This is a genomic window from Flavobacterium soyangense (genome assembly GCF_015277675.1).
Lineage (GTDB): Bacteria > Bacteroidota > Bacteroidia > Flavobacteriales > Flavobacteriaceae > Flavobacterium > Flavobacterium soyangense.
Genome location: NZ_JADHEC010000003.1, coordinates 85,743 through 97,628 on the forward strand (window position 1 = coordinate 85,743; position 11,886 = coordinate 97,628).

11 protein-coding genes and 1 tRNA gene are annotated in these 11,886 nt (G+C 33.8%); 8 read left to right on the forward strand and 4 right to left on the reverse strand.

Annotation, left to right across the window (positions count from 1 at the left end; all coding sequences use genetic code 11):
• Positions 1-169: 169 nt before the first annotated feature.
• From IR213_RS02240 to IR213_RS02250, 3 genes are all read left to right on the forward strand, one after another.
• Positions 170-484 carry a 3-oxoacyl-ACP reductase gene (locus IR213_RS02240; RefSeq protein WP_194310688.1) on the forward strand — a complete coding sequence of 105 codons (315 nt, stop codon included), beginning with the start codon at positions 170-172 and terminating at the stop codon, positions 482-484.
• Positions 485-607: 123 nt separating this feature from the next.
• Positions 608-2,632, forward strand: a complete 2,025-nt coding sequence (locus IR213_RS02245; RefSeq protein WP_317173106.1) for an ATP-binding protein — start codon at positions 608-610, stop codon at positions 2,630-2,632.
• A gap of 22 nt (positions 2,633-2,654) precedes the next feature.
• Complete coding sequence (locus tag IR213_RS02250; protein ID WP_194310689.1) at positions 2,655-3,350, forward strand: response regulator; 696 nt, start codon at positions 2,655-2,657, stop codon at positions 3,348-3,350.
• A gap of 57 nt (positions 3,351-3,407) precedes the next feature.
• On the opposite strand, the gene thiL is transcribed toward IR213_RS02250, so the two are convergent.
• Both thiL and lepA read right to left on the reverse strand, forming a co-directional pair.
• A complete protein-coding gene (thiL, locus tag IR213_RS02255) occupies positions 3,408-4,457 on the reverse strand; it encodes a thiamine-phosphate kinase (protein WP_194310766.1) in 1,050 nt (349 codons plus the stop codon).
• Positions 4,458-4,672: 215 nt separating this feature from the next.
• Entirely contained in the window at positions 4,673-6,469 is a 1,797-nt protein-coding gene (gene lepA / locus IR213_RS02260; protein WP_194310690.1) for a translation elongation factor 4, read from the reverse strand.
• A 262-nt stretch (positions 6,470-6,731) separates the two neighbouring features.
• Between lepA and dusB the strand changes: the two genes are divergently transcribed.
• Positions 6,732-7,724: a tRNA dihydrouridine synthase DusB gene (dusB, locus tag IR213_RS02265; RefSeq protein WP_194310691.1), complete on the forward strand. Its 993-nt coding sequence runs from the start codon at positions 6,732-6,734 to the stop codon at positions 7,722-7,724.
• 51 nt (positions 7,725-7,775) lie between these two features.
• On the opposite strand, the gene IR213_RS02270 is transcribed toward dusB, so the two are convergent.
• Both IR213_RS02270 and rbfA read right to left on the reverse strand, forming a co-directional pair.
• Positions 7,776-8,975 carry an ABC transporter permease gene (locus tag IR213_RS02270; RefSeq protein ID WP_194310692.1) on the reverse strand — a complete coding sequence of 400 codons (1,200 nt, stop codon included), beginning with the start codon at positions 8,973-8,975 and terminating at the stop codon, positions 7,776-7,778.
• A gap of 1 nt (position 8,976) precedes the next feature.
• On the reverse strand, positions 8,977-9,369 hold the full coding sequence (rbfA, locus tag IR213_RS02275; RefSeq protein ID WP_194310693.1) for a 30S ribosome-binding factor RbfA: 393 nt from the start codon (positions 9,367-9,369) through the stop codon (positions 8,977-8,979).
• 172 nt (positions 9,370-9,541) lie between these two features.
• Here rbfA and mce point away from each other — a divergent pair, with 172 nt between their 5' ends.
• The 4 genes from mce (at position 9,542) to IR213_RS02295 (ending at position 11,884) form a co-directional block, all read left to right on the forward strand.
• On the forward strand, positions 9,542-9,943 hold the full coding sequence (mce, locus tag IR213_RS02280) for a methylmalonyl-CoA epimerase (protein WP_194310694.1): 402 nt from the start codon (positions 9,542-9,544) through the stop codon (positions 9,941-9,943).
• 146 nt (positions 9,944-10,089) lie between these two features.
• Positions 10,090-10,163: transfer RNA gene (locus IR213_RS02285), tRNA-Ile, on the forward strand.
• Between the two features lie 303 nt (positions 10,164-10,466).
• Complete coding sequence (locus tag IR213_RS02290) at positions 10,467-11,450, forward strand: hypothetical protein (protein WP_194310695.1); 984 nt, start codon at positions 10,467-10,469, stop codon at positions 11,448-11,450.
• A 98-nt stretch (positions 11,451-11,548) separates the two neighbouring features.
• Positions 11,549-11,884, forward strand: coding sequence for a MerR family transcriptional regulator (locus tag IR213_RS02295; protein ID WP_194310696.1), 336 nt, complete (start codon positions 11,549-11,551; stop codon positions 11,882-11,884).
• Positions 11,885-11,886 lie beyond the last annotated feature (2 nt).

Genomic DNA, 11,886 nt, shown 5'->3' on the forward strand with positions numbered 1-11,886 from the left:
ACCATGATTTGATGGTCATTCACTATCAAACGCCTGCATTCTACCACAAACGCCCATTTTTACTACAAAAATAGAGATATGCTCTATACTTTTACATCGTGATTCTGTGGTACTCACAAGTCATATAACAAACGTAAAATCAAAATAATAATATAAAAACCCCATAATTATGAAAAAATCAATTTTAACTATCGGATTATTGTCATTGGTAATGATATTAACTTCTTTCACTACACCTAAAACAACTGTAAACAATAATACAACTGTAGAAGCAGCTGGTTCTGGAAGTACAGGCGGAAACGTGAGGTTGGATGCTGCTGGTTCTGGAAGCACAGGTGGAAACGTGAGACTGGATGCTGCAGGTTCTGGAAGCACAGGTGGAAACGTGAGACTGGATGCTGCAGGTTCTGGAAGTACAGGTGGTAACGTGAGATTGGATGCTGCAGGTTCTGGAAGTACAGGTGGAAATGTGAGATTGGATTGATCCAATATCATCGCAAATTTGACTTTTATTTATAAATATAATAAGGCTATCAATATTTTGATAGTCTTTTTTTTATGACAATAGTTTTATTTTAGTATTTTTGAGGAAATTGATAAATAACTATTGAAAAACATTTACTACATAATGTTATTGCTGCTGCTGGTATTCTATGCTTGCACCAAGAAGAATGCAGCAAATCAAACTACTACTTCATCAGATGATAGTCTTACAAGCTATATGTCTAAAGCGAATGATTTTAGTGCTACTACTAAAAAACGGCAAGATTACATACAGAAAGCATTTGGTATCATCATTAACCAGCCCAATGATTCCTTGCAAAGGGCTAATCTATTTAGGGTTGCCAATCGCTATTATAATTTGAACGATTGGGCTGGCTATCACAAAATTGCAATAATCGTTTTAGAAAATGCAAAAACTAGTAATGATACTGTGAGTACAGCCAAAGCCTATTCGTATTTAGGCGATTATTATGGATCACAAGGAGTTTCGGATAGTGCTTTTATGTACTATTTCAAAGCCGAAAAAATATATCTTCAACGGAATGACAATTTAAATCTTGCAAAAGCACGATTAAACAAAGCACAATTACAATATAACGAAAGTGATTTTTCGGGAAGTGAAATATCTATTTTTAAGGCCTTGCGAGTTATCAAAGGAGAAAAAGCAAATGATATTGTTTATGAATTATATAATCTTTTGGGATTAGTTTACAATGAACTTGGAGAGTTTGATAAGGCCATTGAGTTTCATAACAAGGCATTGGCAAGTATAAATGATGAGACAACACCAGTTGAGTTTCAGTCAAAAGCTACCTCATTAAATAATATGGGATTAGTCTATCAAAATTTGAATCAATACAAGAAAGCAATACCTTATTTTCAAAAAGGATTGGAACAAAAAAAAGATTTAATTTTGTATAAACCACCTTTATATGCAATGCTTTTGGATAATTTGGGCTATTCAAGATACAAGCTTAAAGACCCTAACGGCCTTCCGAAACTATTATTTCAATCTCTGGAACTAAGAGATAGTTTGCAATTGACCATTGGAGTTATTATCAGTAAAATCCATTTGTCGGAATATTTTGCTTCTAAAAATGATACTATAAAAGCATTACAGTACTCGAAAGAAGCACTAAAGACGGCCAAAACATCTAAAAACAATAGAAATGCTCTATTGGCTCTCAAACAACTGGCTATTATTGAACCAAAGAAAGCGTCCATTTATAACAAAGAATACATCCACATTAACGACAGTTTGCAAAAAGCAGAACGTAAAATTGGGGATAAATTCACCCGTATTGAGTATGAAACAGATGAAATCAAACAGGAAAACACGGATCTAACAACTCAAAACAGGAACTTGGTTTACATCTTTGGTTCTATTTTAATTTTGGGGATGTTCTTATATATCATCAAAGCACAAAAGGCTAAAACCAGAGAGTTGTTATATAAACAAGAACAACAAAAAGTCAACGAGGAAATTTATAATTTAATGATTTCACAACAAGGCAATGTAGAAACCATCAGGATAAAAGAGAAAAAACGAGTGGCTCAAGAATTGCATGATGGGGTTTTGGGAAGAATGTTTGGTGTGCGAATGAATTTGGACAGTTTAAATAAAATTCATGATGAAAGTGCTTCTTATCAAAGGAACAGTTACTTAACTGAATTGAAAAATATAGAACAGGACATTCGTGAAATTTCGCATGATTTAAATAGGGAAAAATCAGAATTAATTAATAACTTCGTTGCCATAGTAGACAACTTATTTGAAGATCAAAAAAAGACATTTAAATCAAAATTAGTTTCAAATATTGATTCAAACATAAAATGGGAATCAATGAGTAACGCCAATAAAATAAATTTATACAGAATAATCCAGGAATCACTCCAAAACATTAATAAGTATGCAAATGCCGATTCTATCAATGTAGAATTCAAAAAAGAAATTGACAATTTACTTTTGCAGATAAGTGATGACGGAGTTGGATTTAATGTAAATAGGGCAAAAAAGGGAATTGGCTTGCAAAACATGCTTTCTAGAATTAATGAATGCAATGGAACATTTGAAATAAAATCAAAAAAAGGAGAAGGAACAATAATTACAGTTACAGTCCCAATTTAACAAAACAAAAATTTACAAAAAAATGACATTTGATTCAACTGCCAAAGAAATAATTAAAAACAATATATTAATAGTAGATGACCACCCATTTATTATTCAAGGCTATAAAAATGCCATTACTAGGTACAATCCTAAAGAATATGAGTTTTTTATAGATCAAGCCAATGATTGTAAATCAGCATACGATATCATTACAAATCCTGAAACTGTGGTTTTTGATATTGCTTTTTTAGACATCAGTATGCCAACATATGAAGAAAAAGGCATTTTTTCCGGGGAAGATTTGGCAAAATTGTTAAATGAATACATGCCAAACTGCAAAATTATTTTGCTCACTATGTACACGGAATTGTTAAAAATACAGAATATCATTGACGCAATAAATCCTAATGGATTAGTTATAAAAAACGATTTAACATTCGACGAGTTACTTTTTGGTTTTGATAAAGTTATAAATAATGAGATTTATTATAGTCAGTCAATCCAAAAAATGATAGATCAGTCACAACACGAAACCATTGAAATTGATTTGTTTGACAAACAAATCCTCTTTCATATTTCAAAAGGCACAAAAACAAATGATATTTCTCAATATGTTCCCATTTCTTTAGAAGCAATTGAAAAAAGAAAGCTTAACCTAAAAAAATTATTGAATTTACAAGACGGCAGTGATATTGACTTGGTACGAGAGGCCAAAAACAGAGGTTTGTTGTTTTAGATTTCAACAATTTAAAAAAAAAAATTGGCACTTATTAAGTGCCGTTTTTATCTAAATCTATTCTTCGCTTAGAGCATTCCAACCTCTGGCTTTCAGCGGAATTTTTGTGTTGGCGCGTGTTACCAAATGTATTCCTTCACTTTCCTGGGTCATATGACCAATAATCGTAAAGTTTGGATTTCCTTTTATTTTGTCAAAATCTTCCATTTTAATAGTGAAAAGTAATTCGTAATCTTCGCCGCCATTTATCGCCACGGTTGTTGAATCCAAATTAAATTCTTCACAAACATTTATCAATTGCGGATCAAGAGGCAATTTATCTTCATACAAATTACAACCTACTTTTGATTGTTTGCATAAATGCATAATTTCAGATGATAATCCATCCGAAATATCGATCATTGATGTTGGTTTTATTTCCAATGCGTGTAGCAAAGTGCGCACGTCTTTTCGGGCTTCAGGTTTTAATTGGCGCTCAATTAAATATGTATAAGCATCTAAATCTGGTTGTGAATTTGGGTTGACTTGGAATACTTGTTTCTCTCTTTCGAGAACCTGCAATCCCATATATGCCGCACCAATATCGCCGGTTACCACCAATAAATCAGTTTGACCAGCTCCATTTCTATAAACAATTTCATCTTCATTGGCTTCGCCAATAACAGTAATGCTGATAATCATTCCTTTTTGCGAAGAAGTGGTATCGCCACCAATAACATCAAGCTTGTACTCATTGGCGGCAAGCGTAATTCCATCAAACAGTTCTTCTAAAGCTTCTAGTGGAAACCTATTGGAAACCGCAATAGAAACCAAAATTTGTGTAGCTTTGGCATTCATCGCACAAATATCGGAAACATTGGTCACCACAGCTTTGTAACCTAAATGTCTCAATGGCATGTAGCCCAAATCAAAATGAACTCCTTCAACCAACATGTCAGTTGAAATCAATACTTTCTTGTCTTTAAAATCAAGAACCGCAGCATCATCGCCAATTCCTTTTAGAGTTGAAGGTTGAATAATTTTAAAGTTTTTCGTTAAATGGTCTATAAGTCCAAATTCGCCTAATTGAGCAATGCTCGTGCGTTGCGGTGATTTATCTTCAATCATAGTCATTTCGAGGAACGAAGCAATCTCTTCATTCACTTGTTTTAAGTTTAAAAAATTTGTGATGCAAAGGTACGAAGTTTTTTAGCCACGGATTACAAGGATTCTCTGCGATTTCGGTGAATCTTTACTAAACAAAAAAACCTGACTATTTCCATCATCAGGTTTTTTATTTATTTCAGCAAAGTCCTTCCCTTTAAGAAGGATTTAGGATGGGATTAATCATTCAATTTCAAAACAGCCATAAAGGCTTCTTGCGGAATCTCCACATTTCCCACCAATCTCATCCTTTTTTTACCTTTTTTCTGTTTTTCTAAAAGTTTACGTTTACGCGAAATATCACCACCATAACATTTTGCGGTAACATCTTTTCGTAAGGCTTTTATGGTCTCGCGAGAAATTACTTTCACGCCAATCGCAGCTTGAACGGGAATGTCAAATTGCTGACGTGGAATTAATTCTTTGAGTTTTTCGCACATTTTTTTACCAATCGAATACGCATTGTCGGCGTGCATCAACGAAGACAAAGCATCTACAATGGTAGCGTTCAACAAGATGTCGACTTTGACCAAATTCGAAGTCCGCATCCCAATTGGAGTATAATCAAACGAAGCATAACCTTTAGAAACGGTTTTTAAACGGTCATAAAAGTCAAATACAATTTCGGCCAATGGCATGTCAAATGTCAATTCGACACGTTCGGTTGTCAAATAAGTTTGATTCGTAATCAGGCCTCGTTTTTCAATACATAAGGACATTACATTTCCAACATAATCGGACTTAGTGATAATAGTCGCTTTTATGAATGGTTCTTCAACATGGTCTAAACGAGAAGGCTCGGGTAAATCTGTTGGATTGTTTACAACCAATGGTTTTTCTGGATCCTTTTTGGTATAAGCCAAATACGAAACGTTAGGAACGGTTGTAATTACGGTCATATTAAATTCTCTCTCCAAACGTTCCTGGATGATTTCCATGTGCAACATTCCCAAGAATCCGCAACGAAAACCAAATCCTAATGCTGCTGAACTTTCCGGTAAAAACACCAATGAAGCATCGTTCAACTGCAGCTTTTCCATCGAGTTTCTAAGTTCTTCATAATCTTCGGTGTCCACAGGATAGATCCCCGCAAAAACCATTGGCTTCACATCTTCAAAACCCTTAATGATATTCGTTGTTGGCACTTTGGCATCCGTCAAGGTGTCGCCCACTTTTACCTCTTTGGCTTCTTTAATTCCCGAAATCAAATAGCCAACATCACCAGCCGAAATTACATTTTTAGGAACTTGGTTCAGTTTCAAAGTTCCTATTTCATCCGCAAAATATTCATTTCCGGTGGCCATAAATTTTATTTTCTGACCCTTTTTAATCTGACCGTTTTTCACTCGAAAAATAACCTCAATTCCGCGAAATGGATTGTAATGCGAATCGAAAATTAAAGCCTGCAACGGTTCGTCAATATTCCCTTTTGGAGGTGGAATTCTTTCGATGATGGCTGCCAAAATATTTTCGACACCCAAACCCGTTTTCCCCGAAGCGTGGATAATATCTTCGAGTTTACAACCCAATAGGTCAACAATATCATCGCTAACTTCCTCTGGATTGGCACTAGGTAAATCCACTTTATTTAAAACCGGAATAATTTCCAAGTCGTTTTCTAATGCCAAATATAAATTTGAAATTGTCTGTGCCTGAATACTTTGCGCTGCATCTACAATCAAAAGGGCTCCTTCACAAGCCGCAATCGAACGGGAAACTTCGTACGAAAAATCTACGTGACCCGGAGTGTCAATCAAATTCAGGATGTATTCTTCTCCTTTATAAGTGTATTCCATCTGGATGGCGTGACTTTTTATGGTGATGCCACGTTCGCGTTCCAAGTCCATATTGTCCAGCAATTGCGCCTTTTCCTCACGTGCCGTTACAGTATGTGTTGCACCAAGCAAGCGATCGGCAAGCGTGCTTTTTCCGTGATCAATGTGTGCAATAATGCAAAAATTCCGTATGTTTTTCATTCTCTATTTATGTCAAATTTTTGGGCGTGACCCTCCAGATTGCTTCGTCGTTCCTCCTCGCAACTCCGGGTCGGGCTATTCGCTATATCTTTTGTTTCGCTATCGCTCCACAAAAGGATGCCGCTTCTATCCCTCACGCAATTAATCTGCAAATATAGTTTAAATTCAGCAGTTTCAAAGTCTCATTATGGCAAACTAATTGGTTTAATAGTATGGCTATTATCTTTTCATCTAAAAAATCTATCTTTGCAAAAAATTTCCCTTGATAAAAATTGGCAACATAACATTACCAGAATTTCCTCTACTTCTTGCACCTATGGAAGATGTGAGTGATCCACCATTTCGTAGATTATGCAAAATGCACGGCGCAGACTTGATGTATTCCGAATTTATTTCTTCTGAAGGGTTAATTCGCGACGCCATCAAAAGCCGAATGAAATTAGATATTTTCGATTATGAAAGACCGGTTGGAATCCAAATTTTTGGAGGAGATGAAGAAGCTATGGCACTTTCTTCCAAAATAGTTTCTACTGTAAATCCAGACATAATCGACATTAATTTTGGTTGTCCCGTGAAGAAAGTAGTTTGCAAAGGAGCAGGAGCAGGAGTCCTAAAAGATGTCGATTTGATGATTCGCTTGACACAAGCCGTTATCGATAGTACGCATTTGCCAGTGACGGTTAAAACCCGTTTGGGTTGGGACGATAATTCCATCAATATTGACGAAGTAGCTGAACGTTTACAGGACATTGGTGTTGCAGCTTTGAGCATTCACGCCAGAACTCGAGCCCAAATGTATAAAGGTCATTCTGATTGGTCGCATATTGCGCGAGTGAAAAATAATCCTAGAATTACGATGCCTATTTTCGGTAACGGCGATATCGATTCTCCCGAAAAAGCATTGCATTATAAAAATGAATACGGCATCGACGGCATTATGATAGGTCGCGCTGCCATTGGTTATCCTTGGATTTTTAATGAAATAAAACATTATTTCGAAACAGGGGAACATTTAGCAAAACCAACAGTTGCATATAGAGTGGAAGCAGTGCGCAACCATCTTACTTGGGCAATGGATTGGAAAGGAGAACGACTCGGAATTGTAGAAACGCGTCCTCATTATTCTAATTATTTCAAAGGGATTCACTCTTTTAAAGAATACAGACAAAAGTTAGTTACCCTTAGCACTCCAGAAGAATTATTTGCTGTTTTGAATGAGATTGAAGATGCGTATTCGGATTATCAGGTGGTGTAAAATCATAAATTTCCAAACCCGACAGGTTTTTAAAACCTGTCGGGTTTTTTTCTAATCCAACAACTTTTTGCTCACGCGACTACTCGCAATCAAAGAAGCGATAAAACCAAGCGTGACAATCGTTGAAAAAACAATCAGGACGTTTTCAATACTAAAAACCACTGGATAAGCAAGAGTAGGAGTTATCATTACGAGTTCGAAATGTTGTTGTAATAATACAATTGCAATTCCTAAAGTTAATCCAATAATCCCACCGATAACACTCAATAAAGTGCCTTGCAGCAGGAATATTTTACGCAAATCCTTGATTTCGGTTCCCAGATTCAACAGTGTTTTCAGATTTCCTTTTTTGTCGAGAATCATCATAATCAATGCGCCAATCAAGTTAAAAAGTGCAATAATAATTACCAATGTAAAGATGAGATATACCGCAAGATTCTCGGTATTTAACATTTTATACAGGGATTGATTGAGTTGAGCCCTGTTTTTTATGGTGATTTTATTGTTGAAAATTGTTTGAAGTCGATTGATGATGGCATTTTCATCAGCACCTTTTTTTTCTTTGATTTCAATTCCCGAAATTTGATTGGGTTTGTATTCCAATAATTCTTGCGCCAATCCCAAATCTGCAAAAACATATTTTGAGTCATAGTCTTCGCTTATGGCATAAATTCCAACGGGCGTTACAACCACTTTATTAAAGGCTTCTGCAGGATTTTCGATAGCGCCTTTTCCTGGTTTTGGAACTAAAACTTCAAGAGAATTGTTGTAATCTAGCAAGCCCATCGAAAATTTATCGGCGATTCCGTAACCTACAACTACGTCATAAGTGTTTGGTTTTAGCCATTCTCCATTGTAGAGATTTTTTTTAATCGCATTTACTTTGCTAAAAGCAGAATCAACACCTTTCAAATAGGTGACCTCTTGCTTTCCGTTAAAAATAAATAAAACGCGTTCTTCTATAATTTTACTATAAGAAGCTATGCCTTTAATTTCCTTGATTTGGTTTTCTTGATTTGGCGAAATATAAAATGATTTTCCTAAAGTGCTGCTAATTTTTAATTCAGGATCAATATTATTGGAAAAAGAAAGGCTAAAATCTTTTAATCCGCTAAAAACGGATAAAACCACGAACAAAGCCATTGCGCCAACAATTATTCCCATACTGGCAATGCGATTTATTATATTGATGGCATTATTTTTACTATTGCTAAAAATATAACGTTTGGCTATGTAGAGGGGAAAATTCAAGTTATGAATGTCTGCGTTTTTCTAAAAGATCACGGTTTTCAATAGGATTTTCTTTGGAAGACAAAGCATTGTCAATTTTTTCAATATAGTCTAAAGAGTCGTCTATGAAGAATACTAAATTAGGAACTTTTCGCAATTGTAATCGAACTCTTTGCGATAAATCGTGCTTGATTAATTTAGAATTTGTTTTTATTGCCACCAATGTTTCTTTGGCTTTATCTTGAGGAAAAATACTTAAATGCACCGTCGCTACTGATAAATCTGTAGTAACACTAACTTTGGATACCGAAATTATCAAATTTGTAACTCCGTTTTTTCTCACTTCACCTTGTAGAATGTCAACCAAATCTTTTTGGATAACGCCACCTATTTTTTTCTGTCTATTTGTTTCCATTGTGCAAAAATACTAATTTTTTGAGTGGCAAAGTTACAAAGTCGTAACGTCAAAAAGAGTTTTATATCTATATTTATAATGTAGAACCAAAATTTTTGATTTTATTTTAGGTTAGATTTCCGAAAAACCACAAATTTCCTTTACTTTTAATGGTGTAAACGTACAATACAAAATGAAAAAAATTGAACATATAGGAATAGCCGTTAGTAGTTTAAAAAATGCTTCTATAATTTATGAAAAACTCTTTGGAGCACCAGCTTATAAAGAAGAAGAAGTCGCCAGTGAAGGTGTCAAAACTGCTTTTTTTATGAGTGGTCCTAACAAAATTGAACTTCTTGAAGCGACAAACCTTGAAAGTCCCATCGCAAAATTTATTGCAAAAAAAGGAGAAGGAATTCATCATATTGCTTTTGAAGTTGAAGATATAATGGTTGAAATAGCCCGTTTAAAAAACGAAGGTTTTATCATTTTAAACGAAACTCCAAAAAATGGAGCTGATAATAAATTAGTTGTTTTTTTACATCCAAAAAACACAAATGGAGTTTTGATTGAATTGTGTCAAGAAATTCGATAATTTTTCATAAGATAACATTTTGTTCAGGATTCTAGTAATCAGGGGTTTTGTGTACTATACATAATTATATTGCAGCACTATATAAATCTAGTTCAAAAATATTTGCATCAAATGTAAAATTGTAGTAATTTCGCAACCGCATAAATGGTCCTATAGCTCATTCGGTTAGAGCAACTGACTCATAATCAGTAGGTGCTTGGTTCGATTCCAAGTGGGACCACATTAAAACCTTGTAAAGCCTTGAAAATCAGTTATATTTTTGAGGCTTTTTTTGTTGAGCTAAAACATATGCTCAAACTCCCTCCGAAAGTCTTGCCTTTATTGACATTATTCAAAAGTATCGCTTCTTCAAAATTAATTTTAAAATGATTTTGTTAGAAGCAGATTACAAAACTAATCTTCCTCTTTATCCTTTTATTACTTACACCTAAAGAGATTGAAAATATTTCCATTTTCGTCAATCAATAAAAATTTACTTAAATTCGCTTTAGAAAATTAAGTAGTCTCTTTGAAAGTCCTCAATATGCCAAAGTACGATAGAATTAAATTAGAATTAACAGATTTATCTCCTAAGAGTGCTTCAATGGTTTTTGAGTTTCTTCATATTCTTTTAGAGGAACATTTATTGGATCTTAATTACTTCAAAGATAGTATTTCAAACTACTCAATAAGAGAGCAATATTTTATTTTTAAGTATGCGAAATCATATTTTGGTTATAATTCTAATAGCTATTTATATGATTGGTTAAAAAAGCAAGGAATAGACAATCAAACAAACGATGAGAACAAAATTTTAGACTTGATTAACACTAACAGTTCCAATATTTTGAATTATATCGAGAACAACGAAAAAACAACTGAGAGACGATTTAAGTTTTATAAGAAGAATGAATCGAATTATTTAATTGGGGGCGAAATCCGATATAAAATTCCTTTGCGTTCATTAACCACCAAAGTACAATTAGATGAAAATCCTGAATTTTTAGAAAAACTAAAACTTATTGATAAAAAGAAGAACGATGAGTTTAAAATTGAAAACTATTTGGTAGAAAAGGCATCGGATTACTTTTTAGAATTCAAATCTGAAGTATTTAGATTATTGACAGGTCTATTTGATAAAAATCAAGTCAAAGAACTATTTTACAACTCATTTTCCACAGGAAACAATACAAATCCAATTTGTTTAAACATAGAATTTAAAAATAGTGCAGAATTATATAATGCATTTTTTGAGATATATGAGTTATATAATTCAGAGAAAAATTCATCTTTAAGATCAAAACAAATTATTGAACATAAAAAACAAACTAAGGAAATTAAAAAAGTCAGAAAGGGTTTTAAAACAAAACCATCAAACAAAAAAATTACCAAACTTGACATTATGAAAGTAATGTACAATTCCTTTCCACAAATTAGAGACTCCTACAAAGATTTCGTTGCTAGAAATCCTTCCACTGATTTAGATAAATACCTCCTTACTAAAAGTAGAAATATCAGAAAATCTTAATCAAAAGAATTTTTCAAGATTTTACGCATTCATATTAAATTATTTGCGTAAAAAAAACATAAATACCCCTCGTTTACGCACCGAGAAATAAACCTCATATGTCCATATTACCTTTGCTGAAAGAAAGCAGAAGTTATATGGAAAATCAAGCACTTTACAACCATTTTTTAAAATTCTTTTCGGAGTTAGAAAACCGAATAGCAGGGAAAGTATTATCTCAACTATTGGAACATTCTAATGTATTTGTAGAGACGTCTACAACTCAAGGAAACTTTTTAAAGCCAAATGAATTGTGTAATGCTCTTCAAATTTCTCTTTCACAATTTTATAAGATGAAGAAAACTTACAAAAACTTTCCAGTTTGTAACGTAGGAGGCGCAAAGCGTTATAAACTATCGGAAGTCGAGCAGTTCATCAAAAACTTAAAAACATAATT

Bases quoted from the DNA above. Each gene is read 5' to 3' on its own strand.
- IR213_RS02240 (WP_194310688.1), top strand. From the start codon at position 170: ATGAAAAAATCAATTTTAACTATCGGATTATTGTCATTGGTAATGATA.
- IR213_RS02250 (WP_194310689.1), top strand. From the start codon at position 2,655: ATGACATTTGATTCAACTGCCAAAGAAATAATTAAAAACAATATATTA.
- thiL (WP_194310766.1), bottom strand. From the start codon at position 4,457: ATGATTGAAGATAAATCACCGCAACGCACGAGCATTGCTCAATTAGGC.
- lepA (WP_194310690.1), bottom strand. From the start codon at position 6,469: ATGAAAAACATACGGAATTTTTGCATTATTGCACACATTGATCACGGA.
- rbfA (WP_194310693.1), bottom strand. From the start codon at position 9,369: ATGGAAACAAATAGACAGAAAAAAATAGGTGGCGTTATCCAAAAAGAT.
- mce (WP_194310694.1), top strand. From the start codon at position 9,542: ATGAAAAAAATTGAACATATAGGAATAGCCGTTAGTAGTTTAAAAAAT.
- IR213_RS02290 (WP_194310695.1), top strand. From the start codon at position 10,467: ATGCCAAAGTACGATAGAATTAAATTAGAATTAACAGATTTATCTCCT.
- IR213_RS02295 (WP_194310696.1), top strand. From the start codon at position 11,549: ATGTCCATATTACCTTTGCTGAAAGAAAGCAGAAGTTATATGGAAAAT.